Annotated in this window: 22 protein-coding genes, 1 tRNA gene and 1 riboswitch; of the genes, 9 read left to right on the top strand and 14 right to left on the bottom strand. The window is 67.4% G+C overall.

The window, feature by feature from the left end:
• Positions 1 to 27: 27 nt before the first annotated feature.
• Entirely contained in the window at positions 28 to 696 is a 669-nt protein-coding gene (gene pyrE, locus L540_RS06125; protein ID WP_043210179.1) for an orotate phosphoribosyltransferase, read from the bottom strand.
• A gap of 47 nt (positions 697 to 743) precedes the next feature.
• Entirely contained in the window at positions 744 to 1,526 is a 783-nt protein-coding gene (locus tag L540_RS06120) for an exodeoxyribonuclease III (RefSeq protein WP_043210181.1), read from the bottom strand.
• Between the two features lie 505 nt (positions 1,527 to 2,031).
• Between L540_RS06120 and gdhA the strand changes: the two genes are divergently transcribed.
• Complete coding sequence (gene gdhA / locus L540_RS06115; RefSeq protein ID WP_043210183.1) at positions 2,032 to 3,369, top strand: NADP-specific glutamate dehydrogenase; 1,338 nt, start codon at positions 2,032 to 2,034, stop codon at positions 3,367 to 3,369.
• Between the two features lie 79 nt (positions 3,370 to 3,448).
• On the opposite strand, the gene L540_RS06110 is transcribed toward gdhA, so the two are convergent.
• Positions 3,449 to 4,087, bottom strand: coding sequence for a trimeric intracellular cation channel family protein (locus L540_RS06110; RefSeq protein WP_043210186.1), 639 nt, complete (start codon positions 4,085 to 4,087; stop codon positions 3,449 to 3,451).
• A 154-nt stretch (positions 4,088 to 4,241) separates the two neighbouring features.
• Between L540_RS06110 and L540_RS06105 the strand changes: the two genes are divergently transcribed.
• Positions 4,242 to 5,111 carry a universal stress protein gene (locus tag L540_RS06105; protein ID WP_043210188.1) on the top strand — a complete coding sequence of 290 codons (870 nt, stop codon included), beginning with the start codon at positions 4,242 to 4,244 and terminating at the stop codon, positions 5,109 to 5,111.
• Positions 5,112 to 5,136: 25 nt separating this feature from the next.
• Here the strand turns inward: L540_RS06105 and L540_RS06100 are convergent, their stop codons facing one another.
• The 4 genes from L540_RS06100 to metX form a co-directional block, all read right to left on the bottom strand.
• Positions 5,137 to 6,204, bottom strand: a complete 1,068-nt coding sequence (locus tag L540_RS06100; RefSeq protein ID WP_043210191.1) for a porin — start codon at positions 6,202 to 6,204, stop codon at positions 5,137 to 5,139.
• 119 nt (positions 6,205 to 6,323) lie between these two features.
• Complete coding sequence (locus L540_RS06095) at positions 6,324 to 7,580, bottom strand: muropeptide transporter (RefSeq protein WP_082149566.1); 1,257 nt, start codon at positions 7,578 to 7,580, stop codon at positions 6,324 to 6,326.
• A gap of 60 nt (positions 7,581 to 7,640) precedes the next feature.
• Positions 7,641 to 8,252, bottom strand: a complete 612-nt coding sequence (gene metW, locus L540_RS06090) for a methionine biosynthesis protein MetW (protein ID WP_043210193.1) — start codon at positions 8,250 to 8,252, stop codon at positions 7,641 to 7,643.
• Entirely contained in the window at positions 8,249 to 9,472 is a 1,224-nt protein-coding gene (gene metX, locus L540_RS06085; RefSeq protein ID WP_043210195.1) for a homoserine O-succinyltransferase MetX, read from the bottom strand. The genes metW and metX overlap by 4 nt, the downstream gene beginning before the upstream one ends.
• A riboswitch (SAM riboswitch) is annotated at positions 9,466 to 9,546 on the bottom strand. Its footprint overlaps the gene before it by 7 nt.
• 116 nt (positions 9,547 to 9,662) lie before the next feature.
• Between metX and L540_RS06080 the strand changes: the two genes are divergently transcribed.
• Positions 9,663 to 10,700: an Ldh family oxidoreductase gene (locus tag L540_RS06080; RefSeq protein WP_048026085.1), complete on the top strand. Its 1,038-nt coding sequence runs from the start codon at positions 9,663 to 9,665 to the stop codon at positions 10,698 to 10,700.
• Here L540_RS06080 and L540_RS06075 read toward each other — a convergent pair.
• The gene (locus L540_RS06075; RefSeq protein ID WP_043210198.1) at positions 10,687 to 11,580 is read right to left on the bottom strand and encodes an AEC family transporter; all 894 of its coding nucleotides are present in this window, start codon (positions 11,578 to 11,580) and stop codon (positions 10,687 to 10,689) included. The two genes, L540_RS06080 and L540_RS06075, sit on opposite strands and share 14 nt — an antisense overlap.
• Before the next feature lie 52 nt (positions 11,581 to 11,632).
• Positions 11,633 to 12,139 carry a hypothetical protein gene (locus tag L540_RS06070; protein ID WP_109842474.1) on the bottom strand — a complete coding sequence of 169 codons (507 nt, stop codon included), beginning with the start codon at positions 12,137 to 12,139 and terminating at the stop codon, positions 11,633 to 11,635.
• A 72-nt stretch (positions 12,140 to 12,211) separates the two neighbouring features.
• Here L540_RS06070 and L540_RS06065 point away from each other — a divergent pair, with 72 nt between their 5' ends.
• From L540_RS06065 to L540_RS21205, 5 genes are all read left to right on the top strand, one after another.
• Positions 12,212 to 13,093: an alpha/beta hydrolase gene (locus L540_RS06065; RefSeq protein ID WP_372433001.1), complete on the top strand. Its 882-nt coding sequence runs from the start codon at positions 12,212 to 12,214 to the stop codon at positions 13,091 to 13,093.
• A 38-nt stretch (positions 13,094 to 13,131) separates the two neighbouring features.
• Positions 13,132 to 14,718, top strand: a complete 1,587-nt coding sequence (gshA, locus tag L540_RS06060) for a glutamate--cysteine ligase (protein ID WP_082149560.1) — start codon at positions 13,132 to 13,134, stop codon at positions 14,716 to 14,718.
• A 36-nt stretch (positions 14,719 to 14,754) separates the two neighbouring features.
• Positions 14,755 to 15,276 (top strand): lipocalin family protein, encoded by a 522-nt coding sequence (locus L540_RS06055; RefSeq protein WP_043210201.1) that lies wholly within the window; start codon positions 14,755 to 14,757, stop codon positions 15,274 to 15,276.
• Positions 15,277 to 15,437: 161 nt separating this feature from the next.
• Positions 15,438 to 16,604, top strand: coding sequence for a DUF1624 domain-containing protein (locus L540_RS06050; protein ID WP_048026082.1), 1,167 nt, complete (start codon positions 15,438 to 15,440; stop codon positions 16,602 to 16,604).
• Between the two features lie 8 nt (positions 16,605 to 16,612).
• Entirely contained in the window at positions 16,613 to 17,701 is a 1,089-nt protein-coding gene (locus L540_RS21205; RefSeq protein ID WP_053073169.1) for a porin, read from the top strand.
• A gap of 253 nt (positions 17,702 to 17,954) precedes the next feature.
• Here the strand turns inward: L540_RS21205 and L540_RS06040 are convergent.
• Positions 17,955 to 18,029: transfer RNA gene (locus tag L540_RS06040), tRNA-Arg, on the bottom strand.
• Between the two features lie 203 nt (positions 18,030 to 18,232).
• On the opposite strand from L540_RS06040, the gene L540_RS06035 reads away from it, so the two are divergent.
• A complete protein-coding gene (locus tag L540_RS06035; protein ID WP_043210203.1) occupies positions 18,233 to 19,129 on the top strand; it encodes a c-type cytochrome in 897 nt (298 codons plus the stop codon).
• 90 nt (positions 19,130 to 19,219) lie between these two features.
• On the opposite strand, the gene L540_RS06030 is transcribed toward L540_RS06035, so the two are convergent.
• The 4 genes from L540_RS06030 to L540_RS06015 all read right to left on the bottom strand — a co-directional run bounded on the left by L540_RS06030 (position 19,220) and on the right by L540_RS06015 (position 23,893).
• Positions 19,220 to 20,734: a 3-hydroxyacyl-CoA dehydrogenase gene (locus L540_RS06030; RefSeq protein WP_043210205.1), complete on the bottom strand. Its 1,515-nt coding sequence runs from the start codon at positions 20,732 to 20,734 to the stop codon at positions 19,220 to 19,222.
• A gap of 29 nt (positions 20,735 to 20,763) precedes the next feature.
• Positions 20,764 to 21,996 (bottom strand): CaiB/BaiF CoA transferase family protein, encoded by a 1,233-nt coding sequence (locus L540_RS06025; RefSeq protein ID WP_043210208.1) that lies wholly within the window; start codon positions 21,994 to 21,996, stop codon positions 20,764 to 20,766.
• Between the two features lie 110 nt (positions 21,997 to 22,106).
• Positions 22,107 to 23,255, bottom strand: coding sequence for an acyl-CoA dehydrogenase family protein (locus tag L540_RS06020; protein ID WP_043210210.1), 1,149 nt, complete (start codon positions 23,253 to 23,255; stop codon positions 22,107 to 22,109).
• A gap of 5 nt (positions 23,256 to 23,260) precedes the next feature.
• The gene (locus L540_RS06015) at positions 23,261 to 23,893 is read right to left on the bottom strand and encodes a TetR/AcrR family transcriptional regulator (protein WP_043210213.1); all 633 of its coding nucleotides are present in this window, start codon (positions 23,891 to 23,893) and stop codon (positions 23,261 to 23,263) included.
• Positions 23,894 to 23,927: the final 34 nt, after the last annotated feature.

The following is a 23,927-nucleotide window of genomic DNA, read 5'->3' as shown; positions in this document are numbered from 1 at the left end:
GGGCCGCTTTTTTTATGCCGCGCCGGGTCAGACGCCGTATTTCTGGCGGTAGGCCAGCACCGACTCGCGGTTCGCCGCGAATTGCGCGTCGTGTTCGAGCAGTTTGAGGATGTCGGCCAGCGAGGCGATGCTGACCACGGGAATGCCATAGGTCCGGGCGACATCCTGCACGGCGGAATGCGGCGACAGGGCGTCGTCCGGGCCGGCGCGCTCCATGCGGTCCATCGCGATCAACACGGCGGCCGGCTCGGCGCCGGCCGCGCGGATGATCTCGACCGACTCGCGCACCGAAGTGCCCGCTGTGATGACATCGTCGATGATGACGACCTTGCCGGCCAGCGGCGCGCCGACCAGGGTGCCGCCCTCGCCGTGATCCTTGGCTTCCTTGCGGTTGTAGGCAAAGGGAATATCGCGGCCGCCCGCCTGGGGATGCGCGGCCAGCGCCACCGCGGTGGCCGTCGACAGCGGGATGCCCTTGTAGGCGGGGCCGAAGAGCATGTCGAAGGCCACGCCCGAGTCCAGCAGGGCCTGGGCATAGAACTGCGCCAGCTTGCCCACGGAGCGCCCGCTGTTGAACAGGCCGGCGTTAAAGAAATAGGGACTGATTCTGCCGGACTTGACCTTGAAGCTGCCGAAACGCAGCACGCCCTCGTCAAGAGCGAAGCGGACGAAATCAGTGGCGGTGGTGGAGGACATGCGGGGATTCCGGATCAGGATTGGCAAACCCCGCCATTATCCGCGATTTACAGCGAGTATTCGTAGTCGATGGTCAGGGGCGCGTGGTCGCTGAAGCGAGCCTCCTTGTAGATGGCCGCGCGGCGCGCCGTATCGGCCAGGCCCTTGCTGGCGATGTGGTAATCGATACGCCAGCCCACGTTCTTGGCCCAGGCCTGGCCGCGATTGCTCCACCAGGTATAGCCCTCGCCGGTGGCGTCCGGCGCCAGGCGGCGGTAGACATCCACCCATTGCAGCTCGTCGAATACGCGGGTGAGCCAGGCGCGCTCTTCGGGCAGGAAACCGCTGTTCTTGAGATTGCCCTTCCAGTTCTTGAGGTCGGCTTCCTTGTGGGCGATATTCCAGTCGCCGCAGATGACCACTTCGCGGCCGCAGGCGATCAGCGCGGCCAGGTGGCGGTAGAAGTGCTCCATGAAGTGATACTTGGCCGTCTGCCGGTGGTCGCCGCTGGAGCCCGAGGGCAGATAGACCGACACCACGGACAGCTTGGGATAGACCAGCTCAATATAGCGGCCTTCGGCATCGATTTCGGGCACGCCCAGGCCGATCACGACCGACTCCGGCTTGTGCGGCGTATAGATGCCGACCCCGCTATAGCCTTTTTTCTCGGCGTAATGGAAATACCCCTGGCAGGCGCCGGGCGCCTTCATGGCCGGTGCGATGTCCGCCTCCTGGGCCTTGAGCTCCTGGACGCAAATGAAATCGGCGTCCTGCTGGCTCATCCAATCGAAAAAGCCTTTGGTGTTGGCGGACCGGATGCCATTCAGGTTGGCGGAAATGACTCGCAGCATAGGGATTCCAGAAGCAGGTGGCGGCGCAAAGTAGCCAAGGGCCTCAACTATAACGAGATCGCCTGGTTTCGAGGCCGCAGCGCCACAAAATTAAAAGGGACGTATAAAAAGGGGAAAAATTTTTGACCCGGCATGGGCGGCCGCTAAAAACGGGGAGCGTTTTTCCGGGCCACCGGATCCATGAGGAATGAAACGTGCCCATATTATTAGGGACATATAGAATAGGCGATTGATTCTATTGAAAATAAGACGGCACTCACGCGAAATGCCTACAGCTGAAATCGCCGCTTTCAAGCGGCAAACCACAATATGCGTCCCCATTAAATAGACGCCATTGGCGGCATCTTGACGGCCTCCCCGCCCCCTGCCGCAGCGCGCAAAACCTTCCTACAATCCGCGCACCAAACTAGTGCTTGCTGGTGAAAACGCACCGTTTCGGATCAAACGATGCACCGAATTGATCCATCAAGCACCGCTATGCAGCATTACCGGAGCCCCTTTTTCCATGCAGTCATTGAACGATTTCCTGGGCCGCGTCGCGAGCCGCGATCCCCATCAACCCGAATTCATGCAGGCCGTCCAGGAAGTCATGGGCAGCCTGTGGCCTTTCATCGAGAAGCATCCGCACTACGGCCAACAGGCCCTCCTGGAGCGCCTGGTCGAACCCGAGCGCGTGATCCAGTTCCGCGTGTGCTGGACCGATGACCAGGGCCGCGCCCAGGTCAATCGCGCCTTCCGCATCCAGCACAGCTCGGCCATCGGCCCCTATAAGGGCGGCATGCGCTTTCACCCCAGCGTGAACCTGTCGGTCCTGAAGTTCCTGGCCTTCGAGCAGACACTGAAGAACGCCCTGACCACCCTGCCCATGGGCGGCGGCAAGGGCGGCTCGGACTTCGACCCCAAGGGCAAATCCGAAGGCGAGGTGATGCGTTTCTGCCAGGCGCTCATGATCGAGCTCTACCGCCATCTGGGTCCGGACACCGACGTGCCGGCCGGCGATATCGGCGTGGGCGGCCGCGAGGTCGGGTATATGGCCGGCATGATGAAAAAGCTGTCGAACTCGGCCGCCGCCGTGTTCACCGGCAAGGGCCTGACCTTCGGCGGCAGCCTGATCCGCCCCGAGGCCACCGGCTACGGCACGGTCTATTTCGCCGAGCAGATGCTGCGCCGCGTGAGCATGTCCTTCGAGGGCCTGCGCGTGTCCGTGTCGGGTTCGGGCAATGTGGCCCAGTACGCCGTCGAAAAAGCCATGGCCATGGGCGCGCGCGTGCTGACCGTCTCCGACTCGGGCGGCACGGTGCTGGACGAAGCCGGCTTCACCCCGGAAAAGCTGCAAGCCCTGATGCACGTCAAGAACGTGCAGCGCGGCCGCGTCGAAGACTACGCCCAGCAGCAGGGTCTGCGCTTCCTGCCGGGCGCGCGTCCCTGGCAGGTGCCGGTGGACGTGGCCCTGCCCTGCGCCACCCAGAACGAACTGGACGAAAACGACGCCCGCGCCCTGATCGCCAATGGCGTGAAGTGCGTGGCCGAAGGCGCCAACATGCCCGCCACCCTGGCGGCCGCCCAGGCCTTTATCGACGCCCATGTGCTCTACGCGCCGGGCAAGGCCAGCAATGCCGGCGGCGTGGCTGTTTCGGGCCTGGAAATGAGCCAGAACTCGGCGCGCCTGTCCTGGACCCGCGAAGAAGTGGACCAGCGCCTGCAGGCCATCATGTGCGACATCCACGAAAACTGCGTACGCCACGGCCACGGCGAGTCGGGCTACGTCAACTACCTGGACGGCGCCAACATCGCCGGCTTCGTCAAGGTTGCCGACGCGATGCTGCAGCAGGGCCTGTACTGATCGCGGCCCCGGCATCAGGCAAAAACGCTCCCGCGGGAGCGTTTTGCTTTGGTGAGCGGCCCTGGCGAAGGCCCCGCGCTCAGTGCCAGTCGCCGCGATAGACGAACTTGGGCATTTGCCAGTTAAAGCGCAGCGCCAGCAGGCGCAGGGCCAGGCCGGCGGCCAGCGCCGCGGGCACGGCCAGGCCGCTGGCGCCGCTATAGTGGTCCAGCGCGAGATATAGCCCGCCCGTCACCAGCGAAACGCTGGCGTAAAGCTCGCTGCGAAACAGCAGGGGGATGTCGTTGCACAGCACATCGCGCAGCACGCCGCCGGCGCAACCCGTGATGACGCCGCTGATGATGACCACCGACAAGGACAGGTCCATTTGCTGGGCCACTTTGCAGCCGATGATGGTGAAGGCCACCAGGCCCAGCGCATCCAGCAGCAGGAAGACCTTGCGCAGATGGCGCAGCATGGGCGCGCATAGCGCCGTGAGCAGGGCCGCGCCCGCGGTCATGCCCAGGTATTCCGGATGGGCCACCCAGGTCAGGGGATAATGGCCCAGCAGCACATCGCGCATCGAGCCGCCGCCCAGGGCGGTCACGCAGGCGATGACGCATACCCCCACCCAATCCATATCGCGCCGGCCGGCGGCCAGGGCGGCGGTCATGGCTTCGGCCACGATGGCGATGAGATAGAGCGAATGCAGGAGCAGGGTGGAGGCTTCGGTTGGCATGCCGTAAACGGGGTCGATGCAAACAGGACATTGTAGGACGGCGTCGTTGACGCCGGTCAATGCCCTCGGGCACGATAGGCGGGACAATCAATGCATCCCTCGCGCAGATGTGCGCTCCCCGGCCGCCCAATCGGCCGTTTCCAGGAGTAGACGCATGACCGACCCCGCTGGCCCCATCCTGCTTGCCACGGACCTGAGCGCGCGCAGCGACCGCGCGCTGGACCGCGCCCTCATGCTGGCCCGCCAGCAGCACTCCCGCCTGGTCGCCCTGCATGTGATGGAGCCGCCCAACGCCACCGCCCTGACCACGCCTGCCTGGCGGCGCCTGACGCCGGACCACAAGGCCCTGGCCGAACGCCGGCTGGCCGACGACCTGGCCGAGGCGGGCGTGCCGACCGAAGCCGTCGTCACCAATGGCCACCCCCTGGAGGTCATCCTGGACACGGTCGCGCATTTCGGCTGCTCGCTCATCGTGACCGGCGTGGCGCGCGAGACGACGCTGGGACGGCTTTTGCTGGGCACCACGGTCGAGCGCCTGGCCCGCCAGGCGGCCGAGCCCGTGCTGGTGGTCAAGGCGCGTCCGCGCAAGCCCTACCAGGATGTGGTGATCGCCACCGACTTCTCGGAAGGCTCGCGGCAGGCGCTGACCGCCGCGCTGAAGGTAGCCGGCGACGCCCGCATCACGCTCTTCCATGCCTATTCGGTGCCGCCCCAGAAGGACGGCCAGCCGCAGGACGCCGTGGTGCGCAGCTTCTATAACGATGCCCTGCAGAAAGCCCAGGCCTTCGTGGCCCAGACGCCCGAGCTGGCCGGCAGGACGCCGCCGGACATCGTGCTCGAGCCCGGGCAACCCGAGAACCTGCTGTCGGAGTTTGTCTTCAACCGCCGCTGCGACCTGGTGGTGACGGGCACCCATGGCCTGACCGGCATCCTGCGCACGGCCATCGGCAGCGTGGCCGAGAAACTGCTGGAGGCGCTGCCTTGCGACGTACTCATCGTGCGCCAGGCCAAGGCAGCGGAATAAGGCGGGCGGCAAGCCCGCCGCGTCATCAGAAGATGTGACGGATGCCGACGGCGGCGCCCACCTGGGAGCTGCGGCCGGCGATGTCCACCGACGAGGCATCGTAGACCTTGTTGTAGTCCACGGTGCCATACAGCTGGGTGCGCTTGGACAGCGCGTATTCCGCCACGCCCACCAGGGCCATGCGCTTGCCCTTGTCGCCATCGACTTGGATGTTCTTGGCGACATCGTAGTAGGCCGCGCCGGTCAGGGCCCAGCGGGCCGAGGCCTGCCAGGTGGCGCCCAGGAAATAGCCGTTGTCCTTGCGGTCCAGGCCGGTCACGGGCACGTCGTTGCCCACCACCGCATTGACCCAGCCCGTTTCGTCGCGGCCATTGAAATAACCGGCGAACAGCTTGACCGTCTCGAACTTGTAGCTCGCGTTCAGGTTCCAGACTTGCTGGCGGTAATCGGAATTGCCGTCCGAATAGGTCTTCTGGTAGCCGCCGCCGACCGAGAAGGGGCCGGTGGTGTAGGTCAGCGTGGTGCCGATCTGGCGGCCCAGGCGATGATCCTGGAAATCGCTGCCGAAGGCATAGGAAACGATGAAATCGAAACCGCCCAGCTTCGTGTTGCGGTAGCGCACCGAATCCGAGCTGCGCGCCCGCGACATGGCCACCGGCAGCCAGGAGTTCTCGTTGTAGTTGCCCACGGTCAGCGGATCGTAGGAATCGGCCAGGATGGTGAACAGCGGCGTATCCTGGCGGCCCAGCGAGATCGCGCCCCACTGCCCGCCGTCCAGCCCGACATAGGCATGGCGATTGAACAGCCTGCCGCTATCGGACTGCTGGCCGTTCTGCAGGTTGAAGCCGCTTTCCAGGCGGAAGAAGGCGCTCATGCCATTGCCCAGGTCCTCGACGCCGCGCAGGCCCCAGCGGCTGTTCGAGATGGCGCCGTTCTCCAGGGAGACGCGGCTGGAATTGGCATGGGTCGCGCCGTTGCTGGTGCTCAGGTAGCGCACGCTGACATCGGCGATGCCGTAGAGCGTGACACTGGTTTCGGCATGGATGGCCGGCGCGATGCACAGGCCAGCGAACGCGATGGCGTATCGCTTCATGGAGGTCTCCTCGTGGTCGGGCGGGATAGGCCCTATATTGTCTGCGCCCATCCCCCTCGGACGGGCCGCGCGGATAGCGCAGGCGCAACCTTATCATTACGCCCCGCGGCGCGCAGTCCTCAGGCCCTGGAACCCTCGCGTTCCAGGGCTTCGATGTCGCCTTTGCGCAACCACAGCAGCACCAGCCCCGGCAAAGCGATGAAGACCGTCACCATGAAAAACCCGGACCAGCCCATATAGGCCACCAGCACCGGCGTGAGCGGACCGGCCAGATAGGTGCGCCCCACGGCCGACAGGGCCGACAGCAGGGCGAATTGCGTGGCCGAGAAAGCCTGGTTGCACATGGCCATCAGCAGGGCCACGAAGGCCGCCGTGCCCAGGCCGCCGCACAGATTCTCGATACCCACCGCGACCGCCATGAGGCTCAGGCTCTTGGGCGCCACGGCGATGACCCAATAGCCCAGGTTGGAGACGGCCTGCAGCAGGCCAAAGGCCATCAGCGAGCGATACAGGCCCCAGCGGCCCATGATGGCGCCGCCGGCCAGGGCGCCGACAATGGTCGCGGCCAGCCCGAGCACCTTGTTGACGGTGCCGACCTCGGTGGGCGTGAAGCCCGCGCCGCGGATAAGGAAGGTGGTCGACAAGGCGCCGGCGAAAGCATCGCCCAGCTTGTAGAGCACGATGAGGGCCAGCAAGGTCAAGGCGCCGCGGCGGCTGAAGAATTCCCGGAACGGCTCGACCACGGCGCGGCCCAGGCTGCGCGGCGCGGCGCTGGGCTGCTCGGGCTCGGGCGCCCAGAGCGTGCCCAGCACGCCGGCCAGCATGAGAAAGCCCATGAGGACGTAAGTCGGACCCCAGCCCAGCCAGTGATCGGCCAGCACCAGCGCCAGGCCGCCCGAGACCAGCATGGCCAGGCGATAGCCCAGCACTTTGACGGCCGCGCCGGCGCCGCGCTCATTCTTGTGCAGCACGTCGGTGGAATAGGCGTCGAAGGCGATGTCCTGCGAAGCGGACAGAAAAGCCACCAGCACCGCCAGCAAGGCCAGCGGCAACAGCGATTGCCCCGGCGAAAGCAGACCCATGGCCATGATGGAGACGGCCAGCAGCAGCTGGCTCACCAGCATCCAGCTGCGGCGGCGGCCCAGGAAGGGCGGCGCATAGCGGTCGATGAGCGGCGCCCAGAGAAACTTGAGCGTGTAGGCGCTGCCCACCAGCGTCAGGAAGCCGATCTCCTGCAGGGAAACGCCTTCCACCGTGGCCCAGGCCTGCAGGGTGCCGCTGGTCAGCGCCAGGGGCAATCCACTCGCAAAACCCAGCACCAGCAAGGGCGCCACGCGACGGCTGAAATAAATCCGGTAGCTATCGGAGGCGATGATGAATCTCCAGGCAGCGGCCCGCGCGCGGACCTGTTTCAAGGCAAGGTGGAATATTAGAGCCTATGCCTCGAATCGGTATACCGCCAAGGTGCTGCGCCAGCCCGGCAAGACCTTGATCTCGCGCTCATCATTGAAGGTGGCCCGCTCCAGGATGCGCACGCCGACATCGCGCGCCAGATCCTCGAAATCCCTCAGTGTGCAGAGGTGGATATTGGGCGTGTTGTACCACTGGTAGGGCATCTGTCCGGTGACCGGCATGCGGCCGCGCAGGATGGACCAGCCATGGGGCCAATATCCGAAGTTCGGAAAGGAGACAATGCCGAAGCGCGACACCCGCGCCATTTCGCGCAGGATGTGTTCGGTGTGATGCATGGACTGCAGCGTCTGCGACAGCACCACGGTATCGAACTGCTTGTCGTCGAACAAGGCCAGGCCGTCTTCGAGGTTTTGCTGGATGACCTCGACGCCGCGCCGCACACAGGCGATGACCCGCTCGTCGTCGATCTCCACGCCCGCGCCGCGCACCTGGCGGTGGTCGCGCAGATAGGCCAGCAAGGCGCCGTCGCCGCAACCCAGGTCCAGCACGCGCGAGCCGGGCGCGATCCAGCTGGCGATGCGTTCGAGGTCGGGGCGCAGCACGGCCGGCGTGGCGGTATGGGTGGCGGGGCTCATGCCAGGCATTCCTCGGCGGGTTGCTGGGACGTCAGCCCCAGGCTGCGGGCGATGCGCTCGTAATAGCCCCTGACCACGGCGTGGTAGCGGGCGTCTTCGAGCAGGAAGGCGTCATGGCCGTGCGGCGCATCGATTTCGGCATAGGTCACCGGGCTGCCGTTTTTCAGCAGGCCTCGGACCAGCTCACGCGACCGCTCGGGCGGGAAACGCCAATCGGTGGTGAAGGACACCAGCAGGAAGTCGGCCGTGGCCGGCGACAGGGCGCGCGCCAGATCGCCTCCGGTGTCGCGCGCGGGATCGAAATAATCGAGCGCGCGGGTGATCAGCAAATAAGTGTTGGCGTCGAAGTAGCGCGAGAACTTCTCGCCCTGGTAGCGCAAATAGGACTCCACCTCGAACTCGACGTCATAGCCATAGCGGTAGGCGCCGTTTTCGGCGGGCTCGCGCTGGGTGCGGCCGAATTTCTCGGCCATGTCGTCATCGGACAGATAGGTGATGTGCCCGATCATGCGCGCGACGGCCAGGCCCCGGCGCGGAACGGTGTTGTGGGCGTAGTAGTTGCCGCCGTGAAAATCCGGATCGGTGATGATGGCGCGGCGCGCCACCTCGTTAAAGCCGATGTTCTGGGCCGACAGGCGCGGCGTGCTGGCGATGACCACGCAATGCGCCACGCGCTCGGGCAAGGTCAGCGACCAGCTCAGGGCCTGCATGCCGCCCAGCGAACCGCCCATCACGGCGGCAAAGCGCTCGATGCCGAAATGATCGGCCACCCGCGCCTGGGCGCGCACCCAGTCTTCGACGGTCAGCACCGGAAAGGCCGCCCCCCAGGGCTGGCCCGTGGCCGGATTGATGCTGGCCGGGCCGGTCGAGCCGAAGCAGGAGCCCAGGTTGTTGATGCCGATGACGAAGAAAATATCGGTGTCTACGGGCTTGCCCGGACCCACCATGTTGTCCCACCAGCCGATATCCTTGGGGTTATCGGACGCCACCCCGGCGACATGGTGCGAGGCGTTCAGGGCGTGACAAATGAGAACCGCATTGCTGCGCTCGGCATTCAGGGTGCCGTAGGTTTCCACCGCCAGTTCGTAGGCTTGCAGCGACTGGCCGCTTGCCAGGGGCAGGGGCTCATCGAAGCGCAGGAAGACAGGAGAGACGACCCCGACGGAATTCGGGGCTTCGGACGACGCGGCAGTGGCCGCGGGAATAGCAGGGCTGGTCATGCAGACAGACCTCTTTAGCTGGATTTATAAGAGGCGCCCGCAAGCGGATCAGGCAAATCGGCGCCGACAATGTGCCGCACATTCTAGCACCGCCCGGCCGGCTGCCAAATTTGCCGCCAGGCGGCGCCGGGCCGTGGCACGATACCGGGTGTCGCGGCGCGCCGCCCCCGTTTTTCTTGGAACCCGCATCATGGCCCATGTCTATCTCGATGAATTGCAGCTGCTGGCGGCGGCCTCGCTGGTGGCCGCCGGCGCCACGCCAGCCATGGCCCAGGCCACGGCGCGCGCCCTGGTCTACGCCGACAGCCAGGGGCTGGCCTCGCACGGCGTCTCACGGGTGCCGGCCTACGCCGGCCATCTGCGCGCCGGGCGCGCCGTCGGCAGCGCCGTCCCCCGGCTGGCGCACGAAAAAGGCGCCACCGCGCTGATCGACGCCGGATCCGGCCTGGCCTATCCGGCCTGCGCCATGGCCGTGGCCGAAGGCATCAGGCGGTCGGGCGAATATGGCGTGTCCTTTGTCGGGGTGGGCAACAGCCACCACTTCGGCGCGGCCGCCTACCACCTGGAAGCCGTGGCCGAGGCCGAGCTGGTCGGCCTGGCCCTGAGCAATTCCCCGGCGGCCATGCCCGCCTGGGGCGGCAAGCGGCCGCTATTCGGCACCAATCCCATCGCGGCGGTCTTTCCGCGCCGGCGCGGCGCCCCCCTGCTCATGGACCTGTCGCTGGCCGAAGTGGCGCGCGGCAAGCTCATGATCGCCGCGCGCGACGGCAAATCCATTCCCGAGGGCTGGGCGCTGGACGCCAACGGCCAGCCCACCACCGACCCCAAGGCGGGGCTGGCCGGCAGCATGCTGCCGGCCGGCGGCGTCAAGGGCGCCATGCTGGCCATGATGGTCGAATTGCTGGTCGTGGCGCTGACCGGCTCGCAGTTCGGCTTCGAGACCGAGTCCTTTTTTGGCAACGCGGGCGGCCCCGCCCGGCTGGGCCAGGCTTTCCTGCTCATCGACCCGCGGGCGCTGGCCGGCCGCGACAGCTATCTGGAGCGCGTCGAAACCCTTATCGAAGCCATGCTGGCCGATGACGGCGTGCGCCTGCCCGGCCAGCGCCGCCGCGCGCTGCGCGCGGAGGCGATACAGCACGGCGTGGACATCCCCGATGCGCTGCTGGCCGAACTGCGCGGCATGTGCGGAGCGGACGAGCCGCCCGGCGCGCCGCTCAGTGGCGCGTGAACCAGAGCAAGGCGGGCGCGACCAGCAGGAAGAGCACCGTGGACACCAGCACCGCGCCGGCCGCGGTGTCGCCCATATCGGTGTAGCGCCGCGCATACATGTAGCTGACCACGGCGCAGGGCATGGCCATTTGCAGCACCAGGGAGCCGGCCAGCGGGCTGCCCAGCCCCAGGGCCCAGACCACGGCCAGGCCGGACAGCAGCCCCACCACCAGGCGCATCACGCCCAGGCCCGCGCCCACGCGCAAGCCGCCCGACGGGATCAGCGCCAGCGCATGGCCCAGGCTGAGCAGCATGAGCGGCACGGTCACCGCCCCCAGCATGCGCGCCGTCTCGATGATCCAGGCGGGCACGGGCACGCCGCTGTAGCGCCAGGCCACGGCGATCAGCGAGGCCAGCAACACCGGGCTGCGCCAGCCGCCGCGCGTGGCCGCCCCGGGCAGGATGCGCACGCCTATGGTGTGCATCACGAAGGAGTTGATCGCGAAGAAAGCCACCGCGGCCGACAGGCCCACGTCGCCGAAAGCCAACTGCGAAACCGGCAGGCCCAGGTTGCCCGCATTGGGCATGAAGGCGGTGGGCAGCAGCTTGCGCACCGGCAGGCCGGTCAACCTGAGCAGCGCGGCGCAGGCCAACGCACAGACCAGCAGGGCCAGCAGCGAGGCCAGGGCGATATCGCCCAGCGCGCGGTCATCGAGCTGCGTGGTCACGAAGGTATGGAACACCAGGGCCGGCGTGGTGACCGACGTGACCAGCATGGTGACGAAGGCGCCGCCGAAGGGATAGTCGCGCTTGCCCCAGAATACGCCGATGCCCACGCATGCCAGCAGCGGCATCAGCATCACGACGGCGGAAAAATAGAACTGCGCGACGGCAAACATGGGGAAAGCGATTCTCTCAGGCAATCCGGAGGCGGAGGATTCCGCGCCGGTCTCAGGGCCGCAGGCGCGCGGAACGCACGAACTCGCGCGCATGCTCCGGCGACAGAGAGCGGCGGCTGCCGGTGGCGACGACTTCGACCAGCATGGAGGATGTCACCCATATCCGCGCCAGCAGCCAGGCGTCGCGCTGGCCGGGCGGCGCATGCACTTCGATCTCCGCGCCGTCCTCCGGCATCCCGGCCGGCGGCTCGGCGCCGAAATTGGCGTACAGCGAGCGCCGCAGCGCTTCGCCCAGCTCGCGCGCGGCGGGCTTGCCCCGCAGGTCTTCCGGCAGGGGCGCATAGCCCACGGCAAACACCGCGCCCTCGACCTGGGCCGAGGTCAGCGAAAAATGCAGCTCGCGTCCGGCCAGGGCGAGATCGCGGCTGTCGGTCTGCGCCCGGGCCGGAAAGGCCGCCCGCAGCTGCCCATCGGCCACGTCCAGCTCGCGCCAGTCGTAGCGGGGGGAGCACGCGGCCAGAAGGCCGATCACGCCCATCAGGAGAAGTTTCTTGAGCATGCAATGAAAGCGCGCTGAAATGGCGAAACGCGGCTGCCCGCCGGCAGACCGCTCCTGCAAGGAAGTTCGGAATTGTCGCCGATTTTGCTCGACCCTGCCTTGGCCGACGACGGCACGCCCCTGGCGCGCTACCGCTGGCCCGCGTCCCGCCCCCGGCCCGCAGCGGCCGCCTATATCCTGCATGGGCTGGGCGAACATGCCGGGCGCCATGACCGCCTGGCCCGATGGCTGGCCGCCCGCGGCTGGCAGGTCGCCGCCCACGACCACCGGGGCCATGGCCGCTCGGGCGGCCCGCCCGCCGCCTTGCGCCAGCGCGACGACCTGGTCCGCGACGCGGCCGGCCAGATCCGCGCCTATGCCGCGGAAACCGGCCACGCCCCGCTGCTCATCGGCCACAGCCTGGGCGCGCTGGTGGCGCTGCGGCTGGCCCTGGACGAGGCCGCGCCCCTGGCCGGCCTGGTGCTGTCCAGCCCGCCCCTGATGCTGCGCATGCCCGGCTGGATCCTGCCGCCGCTGCGGCAACTGGCCCAGCGCTGGCCCGACGCCGCCCTGCCCTATCCGCTGGCGCCCGCCCGGATCTCCCATGACAAGGCCGTGGTGCGCGCCTTCCGCCATGATCCGCTGGCGCGCCGCTGCATCACGGGACGGCTGGCCAGCTTCATCGACGCCTCGATCGCCCAGGTCATGGCCGCCGCGCCGCGCCTGGCCCGGCCCACGCTGCTGCTGGTGGCCGGCGATGACCGCGTGGTGGCTCCGGCGGGCAGCCGGGTGTTCGCCCAGCGCGCGCCGGCCGGGCTGTTGACGCTGCGCTGCTACCCCCGGGCCTGGCATGAAGTGTTCAACGAATGCGCCGAGTATGCCGATCCGGTCTATGCTGATCTCGGTGATTGGCTCGACGGCCATCCGATTTCCCTAGCGCGCACGGGGCCAAATTCGGCGCCCCGGGCGGTCTGAACGTAAAATCTCCGCTCGATAACCCCAAATTCATCGCCGTGACAGCACATACCAACCCGCGCCTTGCCCTGGTCCAGGCCCATCTCGATCTGTTGGCGCAAACCCTGCGCGGCGTCGAAAAAGAAGGCTTGCGTGTGGACGCCCAGGGCGCACTGGCGCTAACGCCCCACCCCAGCGGCCTGGGCTCGGCGCTCACCAACGAACAGGTCACCACCGACTATTCCGAGGCCCTGCTCGAACTGATCACCGGCACGCACACCAGCGTGGAGTCGCTGCTGGCCGAGCTGCGCGACACGCACCGCTTCGTCTATAGCGTGCTGGACGGCGAGTTCATCTGGAACCAGTCCATGCCGGCGCGCCTGCCGCCCGAGGCCGAGATTCCCATCGCCTGGTACGGCAAGTCCAACACCGCCATGCTCAAGCATGTCTATCGCCGCGGCCTGGCCGAACGCTACGGCAAGACCATGCAATGCATCGCGGGCGTGCACTACAACTTCTCGCTGCCCGATGCATTGTGGCCGCTGATCGAGCCGGGCGCGGCCTCGCCGCAGGAAAGCCGTTCGCGCGGCTATATCGGGCTGATCCGCAACTTCACGCGCTACTCCTGGCTGCTGATGTATCTGTTCGGCGCCGCGCCCGCGCTGTCGCGCGCCTTCATGGGCGGACGCGAGCACCCGCTGCTCTCCCTGAACGCCGAAACCCTTTATCTGCCGCACGCGACCAGCCTGCGCATGAGCGACCTCGGCTACCAGAACAAGGCGCAATCCCAGCTCAAGCTCTGCTACAACGATCTGAGCACCTTCCTGGGCCGGCTATACGAAGCCGTCACCCAGCCCTGGCCCGCCTACCAGGCCCTGGGCACGCATCGCAACGGCGAGTGGATACAGCTCAACACCAACGTGCTGCAGATCGAAAACGAGTACTACTCCAGCATCCGCCCCAAGCGCAGCACGGGCCGGGGCGAGCGCCCCATCACGGCGCTGGCCGAACGCGGCGTGCAGTACGTCGAGGTCCGCTGCCTGGATATCGACCCGCAGGAGCCCACCGGCCTGTCGGCCGACACGGCGCGCTTTGTCGATGCCTTCCTGTTGTTCTGCGCCCTCTCGGACAGCCCTTTCTTTGCCCAGGACGGCTATTGCCAGCGCAGCGCCGACAACTTCGCCACCGTGGTCAAGGAAGGCCGCAAGCCGGGGCTGGTCCTGGACCGCGACGGCCAGGCCATCGGCCTGGCGCAATGGGGCGAAGAGCTGCTGGACCAGGTCGCGCAATACGCGGCGCTCTATGACCAGGCCCTGGGCGGCCAGGCCTATGCCGAGGCCGTCGAGCGCCAGCGCGCCAAGCTGCGCGATGCCGATCTCACGCCCTCGGCGCGCCTGTTGGCCGAGCTGCATGAAAGCGGGCTGTCATTCCAGGACTACACGCTGGCCCAGAGCCAGCGCCACGCCCAGACCCTGCGCGAAACCGCCCTGCCGGCCGATCAGGCGCGCGCCTATGCCGAAGCGGCCCAAGCCTCCCTGGCCCGGCAGCGGCAGATCGAGCAATCCGATACGATAGACTTTGACACCTATGTGGCGCGCTATCACGCCGCGCTGAAAAATCCGCTGCCTGCCCGCGACGCCACTTGATGCGCCCCAGGCGGCCGCCATCGCAGGAGACTTTGCATGCGCCGCCTGATCCTCCTCACCCTGGCCGCCCTGGCCACGGGCCTGGGCGCCGCCCAGGCCCAGCAGCCCGCCGTGCGCACCGTCGCGCACGTCGACCTGGACCGCTACGCCGGCCGCTGGTATGAGATCGCGCGCCTGCCGATGGTCTTCCAGCGCAATTGCGTGGGCGACACCACGGCCGAATACACCCGCAACGCGGACGGCACCGTGGGCGTGACCAACCGCTGCCGCGACAAGAACGGCGACATCGACGCGGCCACGGGCACGGCCACGGTAATCGAAGGCAGCGGCAACGCCAAACTGGAAGTCTCTTTCTTCAAGCCCTTCAAAGGCGATTACTGGATCATCGGACTGGACCCGGAGTATCGCTGGGCCGTCGTGGGCGCGCCCGACCGCAAAACGCTGTGGATTCTGGCCCGCGCGCCCAAGCTCGACCCCAAGGCGCTGGAGCAGGCCCTGGCCGCCGCCAAGGCCCAAGGCTATGACCTGAGCGAGCTGAAGTACACCGAACAGCGCTAGACGCGCGCGGCAGACCCGTCCCGTTCCGGTAACTGAGGCCGATTCGACAAGGCATATCCTGCCTGGCCACCTAGATATGTAATGTTATTACATTCCAATATTGGAATGCCGCCGGCTCGCGCCGCGGGCCGGCGTAGCGGTCACGATTCCCTGCTTTTCCCATGACATCCTCGATCTCCCCTGCCTCTTCAGATAGCGGCCGGCGTCTGCTCGCCATCGACGCCTTGCGTGGCCTCGTCATTGTGATCATGTTGCTGGACCATGTGCGCGAAACCTTCTTCCTGCACCAGCAGGTCGGCGACCCCATGGACGTCTCCGCGACCTCCCCGGCGTTGTTCTTCTCCCGGCTGTTGACGCATCTGTGCGCGCCGGCCTTCGTGTTCCTGGCCGGCTTGTCGGCCTGGCTATACGGCGCGGGCAACCGGGGCGCCACGGCGGCCTTCCTGGCCAAGCGCGGCGTCTTCCTCATCGCGCTGGAACTCCTCGTCGTGAACTTCGCGTGGACCTTTCAGTTTCCGCCCAGCGTCATCTACCTGCAGGTGATCTGGGTGATCGGCCTGTCCATGCTGGCGCTGGCGGCCTTGCTGTGGCTGCCGCGCGCGGCGCTGGCGGCGGTGGGCCTGGTCCTGGTGGCGGGCCACAACGCGCTGGACGCGGTGCACTTCGCGGCAGGCCATGCGATGCACCTGCCATGGGCCGTGCTGCACGATCGCGGCTGGATCGAACTGGGCGACACGCTGCGCATGCGCACGTCCTATCCCTTGCTGCCATGGATAGGCGTGATCGCCTTGGGCTATGCGGCCGGCCCCTGGTTCGCGCGGCAAGTCCCCGCGCCGACGCGCCAGCGCCGCTTGTGGACAACAGGCTTGGCCGCCCTGGCGGGCTTTGCCGTCCTGCGCGCGATCAATGGCTATGGGCAGGCCCAGCCATGGGCCGCGCAGGATGAGGCCCTGCGCACCGCGATGAGCTTTCTGAACGTCACCAAATACCCGCCGTCGCTGATGTTCCTCTTGCTGACACTGGGCCTGAGCTTGTGCCTGCTGGCGCTGATCGAACGCGCGCCATCGGCGGCATGGACGCGCTTGCTGTCCGTCTTCGGCGCCGCGCCCATGTTCTTCTATCTGCTGCATCTGTACGTCCTGAAGGCGCTCTACCTGGCGGGCGAAAGTATCTGGGGCTTGAATCAGGGCAAGTATTTCGGCGTGGACAGCATGGGCGCCGTCTGGTTGATCGCCATTGTGCTGGCCGTGGCGCTGTACTGGCCCGTGCGCGGGTTTGGCCGCCTGAAAGCCGCGCGGCGCGACATCCCCTGGCTCAAATACCTGTGAGGCCGGCGATGGCGATACGCAAGTTTTGCGCCTGCGCCGCGGCGCTGATCGCGCCGTGGGCGGCCGAGGCCCGCCAGGACGCCGTGACGCTGTACGGCGTCGTGGACCTCGGGCTGGCGGGGTTTTCCACCCAGGAGCGCGGCACGGCGATCCGCATGCTGTCGGGCACGCAGTCCGGATCGCGCTGGGGGCTGCGCGGCAGTGAGCACCTCGGCCATGGCCTGCGGGCGAATTTCCAGCTTGAAAGCGGCCTCCTCGCCAACAACGGCAGGTCCGCGCAAGGCGGACGCCTGTTCGGCCGCGCGGCATGGGCGGGCCTGTCAGGCGGCTTCGGAGAGCTGCGCCTGGGCCGGCAGACTTCGGTGTCCTCCGCCACGCTGGCCAACTACGATGCCTTCTTGGCGTCGTACCTGATCACCGGCGCGCAGACCGCGCTGCTGCCCTACAACGCCAACCGCGCGGACAACATGGTCGCCTACTGGAGCCCATCGGCCAGCGGCTTGCGCGCGGGCGTGGACGCCAGCCTGGACTATGACGGCGGCGGCGGATTCCGCACCGCGTCGACCAACAAGCTGTACAGCGCCGCGCTGGTGTTCGAACAGCCCGGCTATTCCATCGCCGCGACCTATGAGGGCGCGCGCTGGGCGGACGGCACCCGGCAGTCCGCCGCGATGGCCCGCGCCGGCGCCCGACGCCAGCCCTACGCCTACACGCTGGCCGCCCGCGCCACGTTCGGCGCATTCACGGGATATGCGGGCTGGTCGCTGATGCGCAATGGCTCGACGCTTCCGGCCGCGCCGTCGCCGGGCCAGCGGGCCTATTTCCCCGATAGCACCGTACATGGCGTGATGGCGGGAGCCGCCTGGCGCGCGGGCGCCGCGACGGCGATGCTCTCATGGCAGGGCAGCCTGCCCGGCGGCGGCGCCCTCAAACGCGCGGGCGCCACGCACGCCCAGCAGGTCTATTCGCTCGGCTATGTGTACGACCTGTCCAAGCGCACCAACCTGTACGCCGTCTACGGTTATATGCGAGGCGCCTGGGACGACCCGGCCTGGCATCAATCGCAATATGCCGTGGGCATACGCCACCGGTACTGAGCCGGCCCTGTTGCCTTTGCGGGCGGTGTCGAAGATCCACCAACGCGCGCGTGCTGCCGCACAAAAATGGCGCAGCGCTTGTCATCGCCGATGTCAATACGGCGACTGCACAACCTTGTGTATCCGCTGATGGACCGCGTGATCCCGGGCATGGCGCTTGGCCAAGGGATCGGGCTCGCGCCGCGGGCGAGCGTTTTGCAAGCAGGGAGCGGGAAGAGGCGCCTGGCAGCGCGCCAGGCCTTTGATGTGCGGGTGGCGCGCCCGACAGGAATCGAACCTGTATCAAGAGCTTCGGAAACTCTCATTCTATCCATTGAACTACGGGCGCAGCGCGGCGCTATTGTACCCATTTTTGAAACCGCCGTTGGGGGCTTACCCCAATTCGGATTTCGTCCCCGATTGCCGTTATATAATCCAGCGTTTATTGCAGGTCGGGGAGCTTGTTCTTGCCCCGGCCTTCCTCGTAGTTGCGTTGAGTTGTCGTGTCAGTCTGATTCCGCCACCTGGCGTTCCGATTAGCAGGATTAGGATATGAGCAACGAGCAGGATCACATCGAAGAACATTCATCTCCCATCAAGACGCCCCGTCAGTTGATCGTCACGGTCGTGCTGGCATTCGTCGTCCCCATCCTCATCATCATCCTGCTGGTCAACATGGTCGTCTCGGACGCCAAGGTTGGCGCAGGCTCCGATACCCTCTCCGAAGAAGCCGTCAACAAGCGCATCGCGCCCGTGGCCGGTTTCCAGCTGGTCGACGCCAATGCGCCGCGCGTCTACAAGACGGGCGACCAGGTCTTTGCCGCCGTCTGTACGGCCTGTCATACCGCCGGCGTGGCCGGCGCGCCCAAGGTGGGCGACAACGCGGCCTGGGCGCCTTTCATACAGGCCGGCTTTGACGCCATGCTCAACGTGGCGCTGCACGGCAAGGGCGGCATGCCGGCCAAGGGCGGCAACCCGGCCTTGAGCGATTTCGAAGTCGCGCGCGCCGTGGTCTACATGGCCAACAAGTCGGGCGGCAACCTGCCCGAGCCGGCCGAGCCCAAGGAAGAAAAGAAAGAAGAAGCCGCTGCCGCGCCTGCCGCTGTCGCGCCCGCTGCCGCTGCGCCCGCTGCCGCTGCGCCCGCCGCTGCTGCGCCCGTCGCTGCAGCCCCCGCCGCGGCGGCTCCCGCGCCGGCGGCCGCCGTCAATCCGGCCGGCGAAAAGCTCTACAAGAGCACCTGTTTTGCCTGCCACGCCACGGGCGTGGCCAATGCGCCCAAGTTCGGCGACAAGGCCGCCTGGGCCCCTTACGTGGCCACCGGCATCGACACCATGGTCAAGGTCGCGCTCACCGGCAAGGGCGCGATGCCTCCCAAGGGCGGCGCGGCCACGGCCTCGGAAGCGGATATCCGCGCCGCGGTCGAGTACATGGTCAACGCGGCCAAATAATCCCCCGCGGCCTCGCACGCCAACCGCGTGAACGGCCCAAAAAAATATCGGCCCCCGGGGGCCGATATTTTTTTGCCTTGGACGGACCGATCAGGCTTGCGCCAGCGGCAGGCCGAGCTGCACGCGGCGCTGCAGCCACAGGCTGGGGCGGTAGCGCGGATCGCCCGTGACCCGCTCCATATTGCGCAAGATCTCCAGCATGCGCGCCGCGCCCAGCGCATCGCCCATGGCCAGCGGGCCTTTGGGATAGCCCAGGCCGAGGTTCACGGCCTGGTCGATGTCGCCGGGCGTGGCGATCTGCTGCTGGGCGATGTCGCAGGCGATGTTGACGATGGTCGCCACGATGCGCTGGGCGATGAAGCCGGGCGAATCCTCGATGACGCTGACGGCCACGCCGTCCTTGGCGAACAGGGCATGGGCGGCGTCGCGCCAGCGCGCCGCGGTCGCCGGCGAGGTCATCAGGGTGCGGCGGCGGCTGGCGGCGAAATCATGCAGCACGTCCAGGCCCACCGTGCGCGCGCCGTCCAGGCCCTGGCCGGCCACGCAGCTGGACACATCCTCGCCCAGGGGCGTGACGACCAGCAGCGCATCGGCCGGCGCGGCTTCGGCCTGCACCACCTCGGCGCCCAGCTGGCGCAGCAAGGCCTGCGCGCGCGCCTGGCCGTCGGCATGCGCCGGGCTGACCCAGACGCGCAGGGCCTGCGGCAGGGCCGGCACGGCGGGCTCGGCCGGCACTTGCTTCTGGCCATCCTTGTAGACGTAGAAACCTTCGCCGACCTTGCGGCCCAGCAGGCCGCCGGCCAGGCGCACCGTCGTGATGGGCGAAGGGCGGAAACGCGGTTCGTCGAAGAACTGGCTGTAGATGGATTCCATCACCGGATGCGACACATCCAGGCCGGTCAGGTCCAATAGCTCGAAGGGCCCCATGCGAAAGCCCGCCTGCTCGCGCATGATGGCGTCGATCTGGTCAAACGGCGCCACGGCTTCCTGGGCCGCGCGCAGGCCCTCGGTGTTCATGCCGCGGCCGGCGTGATTGACGATAAAGCCCGGCATATCCTTGGCGCGCACGGGCGTGTGGCCCATGCGGCGCGCCAGGGCGGCCAGGGCATCGCCCACGGCCGGCGCGCTGCGCAGGCCGTCGATGACCTCGACCACCTTCATGAGCGGCACCGGATTGAAAAAATGAAAGCCCGCCACGCGCTCGGGCCGTTGGCAGGCCGCCGCGATCGCGGTGATGGACAGCGAAGACGTGTTGGAAGCCAGGATGCAATCCGCCCCCACGATGGACTCCAGCTGCGAGAACAGGTCGCGCTTGACGTCCAGGCGCTCCACGATGGCTTCGACCACGAGCTGGCAGTCCGCCAGCTCGGACAGGGCCTGGACGGGCTGGACGTGTTCCACGGCCGTCTTGACGGCTTCGGCGCTCATCTTGCCTTTCTGAGCCAGCTTGTCCCAGGTCTGGGCCAGGGCGTCGCGCGCGGCGGCCACCGCGGCGGCATTGTTGTCATGCAAACGGACTGTGATGCCCGCCTGGGCCGCGATCTGCGCAATGCCCCGTCCCATGGCCCCGGCGCCCACCACGCCAAGGATCTGAATATCAGCCATCTGTCTCTCCTGCTTTCTGGATATTGTGGTCAGTCCGCCGCGCCCTGGGCCAGCGCCTGGATGTCTTCATCGGACAGGCCCAGGCGTTCGCTCAGGATCTGCCGCGTGTGCTCGCCCAGCATGGGCGCGGGGCGGCGGTATTCCACCGGGGTTTCCGAGAACTTGAGCGGGCTGGCGGCGACGGGCACCGTGCCGGCCAAGGCGTGCGGCAGCTCGCGCTTCATGCCGCGCGCCAGCACATGCGGGTCTTGGTAGACCTGGTCCAGCGTATTGATGGGGCCGGCGGGCACGCCGGCGGACTCCAGCTCGGCCAGCCAGGTGTCGCGCGCGCCAGTGGCCATGCGTTCGGCCAGCAGCGGCACCAGCGTGTCGCGGTTGCGCACGCGCTGCGGATTGGTGGCATAGCGCGGATCGTCGGCCAGCTCGGGCAGACCGACCACGCGGCAGTAGTTGCGGAACTGCCCGTCGTTGCCCACGGCCACGATGAGGTGGCCGTCGGCGGCGGCGAAGACCTGGTAGGGCACCAGGTTCTGGTGGGCGTTGCCCGCGCGCTGCGGCGCCTTGCCCGAGGTCATGAAATTGAGGTTCTGGTTGGCCAGCATGGCCACCTGGCAATCCAGCAAGGCCATGTCGATATGCTGGCCCAGGCCGCTGCGCTCGCGCTCGATGATGGCCGCCAGGATGCCCACGGTGGAGTACATGCCGGTCATCAGGTCGGCCACGGCCACGCCGGCTTTCTGCGGGCCGCCGCCAGGCAGGTCGTCGCGCTCGCCGGTGATGCTCATCAGGCCGCCCATGCCCTGGATCATGAAGTCATAGCCCGGACGGCTGGCGTAGGGGCCGGTCTGGCCAAAGCCGGTGATGGAGCAATAGATGATGCGCGGATTGATGGCCTTCAGGCTCTCGTAGTCCAGCCCGTACTTGCGCAGGCCGCCGACCTTGAAGTTCTCCACCACGATGTCGCACTGCTTGGCCAGTTCGCGCACCAGCTCGGCGCCGCGCGGGCTGGCGATGTCCAGCGCCACCGAGAACTTATTGCGGTTGGCCGACAGGTAATAGGCCGCCTCGCTGGTGTTCTCGCCGGCGGCGTTCTTCAGGTAGGGCGGCCCCCAGGCGCGCGTGTCGTCGCCTGCGCCCGGACGCTCGATCTTGATCACTTCGGCGCCGAGATCGGCCAGGTTCTGGGTGCACCAGGGACCGGCCAGCACGCGGGTGAGATCCAGCACGCGGATGCCGGCCAGGGGAGCGGTACGTTGCGACATGGTTTTGCTTGAAGTAAGACGTCGGGAAGCTGGCATATTAGCCCCAGCCGCCCGGGGTTGTTTTCCGTTTTGTGCACGATCTTGTGCGGCGGGCGCACAAGATCGCCGCCTCAGGCATAGGCCTTGAGGGTCTCGCGCGCGATGACCAGCTGCTGGATCTGGGTCGTGCCCTCGAAGATGCGGAACAGGCGCACGTCGCGATAAAAGCGCTCGACCGCGTACTCGGCCATATAGCCCGCGCCGCCATGGATCTGGACCGCGCGGTCGGCCACCCGGCCGACCATTTCGGTGGAGAACATCTTGGCGCAGGCCGCTTCCATGGTGGTGTTTTCGCCCCGGTCGCGCTTGGCGGCCGCATCCAGCACCATGCAGCGCGCCGCGTACAGCTCGGCCTGGCTGTCGGCCAGCATGGCCTGCACCAGCTGGAACTCGGCGATGGGCTTGCCGAACTGCTGGCGCTCCAGCGCATAGCGGGCGGCGTCGCGCACCAGGCGCTCGGCGATGCCGACGCACAGCGCGGCGATATGCAGGCGGCCCTTGTCCAGCACGCGCATGGCGGTGCGGAAACCCGTGCCCTCCTGCTCGCCCAGCAGGGCGCTGGCCGGCACGCGGCAATTGTCAAAGACCACATCGCAGGTCAGCGCGCCGGCCTGGCCCATTTTCTTGTCGGGCTTGCCCAGCGTCAGGCCGGGCGTGCCGGCCTCGACCAGGAAGCAGGAGATGGAATCGGCGCGGCGCTCGGGCGCGGTGCGCGCCATGACGGAGAACAGCCCGGCGATGGGCGCATTGGTGATGTAGCGCTTGGTGCCGTTCAGGATGTAGTGGTCGCCATCGCGCGTGGCCGTGGTGCGCAGGGCCATGGCGTCGGAGCCCGCGTCGGGCTCGGTCAGGGCGAATGCGCCGATCAGTTCGCCGCTGGCCAGGCGGGGCAGGTAGTTGGCGCGCTGCGCCTCGGAACCCGCCAGCACGATGGATTGCGAGCCAATACCGATATTGGTGCCGGCCAGCGAGCGGAAGGCCGGCGAGGTCTGGCCCAGCTCGAAAACCACCTTGACCTCTTCTTCCATGGTCAGGCCCAGGCCGCCATGGTCGGGCGAGATCGACAGGCCGAACAGACCCAGCTCGCGCATTTCGTTCACGATGTCGTCGGGAATCTGGCCGGTATGCGCCAGCGCTTCTTCGGCCGGCACCAGGCGCTCGGTCACGAAGCGGCGCACGGCGTCCAGCAGCAGGGTCAGGGTTTCTTGGTCCAGTGCCATGGGGTTTACCTCGGTTCGTTCTCGGGGCGGCAAAGGCCGCCGGTAATCAAGTCAAAATAATCTTGCGCGATGACGCGCGCGGTCTGCCCCTGCCCGGGCTTGTACCAGCGCACCATCCAGTTGAGCAGGGACAGCACGGCGCGCCCGGTGGCGGCAACCTCGCGCGCGCGGAACACGCCTTCATCGACGCCTTCGGCCAGGATGGCGCGCAGCACGGCCTCGTAGCGGTCGCGCAGCCGCGCGGCGTCGGCCTGCTCGGGCAGGGCCATGCCCGAATACCCGATCAGCATGGTGACGAACTGCTCGTGGTGCGCCTCGAAGTAATCCGCATGCGCCACCATGAAGGCGCGCAGCCGCGCATAGGCGCCGGTCTCGGCGTCGCAGGCGCGGGTCACCGCGGCCAGCAGGCCGCCGAGCACCTCGAGAATGATGGCGTCGTAGATGTCCTGCTTGGTGGGGTAATAGTGATAGATGGCCGCCTTGGACACGCCGATGGAGGCCGCCAGGTCGGCGATCGAGCTGCCTTCATAGCCGCTGCGCGCAAACAGGGCGGAGGCGGCCTCGAGGATGCGCTCGCGCGGGGCGGCCAGGGTCGGCGGACGGCCGGCGCGGCGGGCCGGCGGAGGAGAAACAGACATGGCGACAGACAGGCGGGGCGTGTTTACTGGAGAA

It is taken from the genome of Bordetella pseudohinzii (genome assembly GCF_000657795.2).
Taxonomy (GTDB): domain Bacteria; phylum Pseudomonadota; class Gammaproteobacteria; order Burkholderiales; family Burkholderiaceae_B; genus Bordetella; species Bordetella pseudohinzii.
Note: the sequence above shows the minus strand (reverse complement) of the source record. Positions and strands in the feature narration are given on the sequence as shown.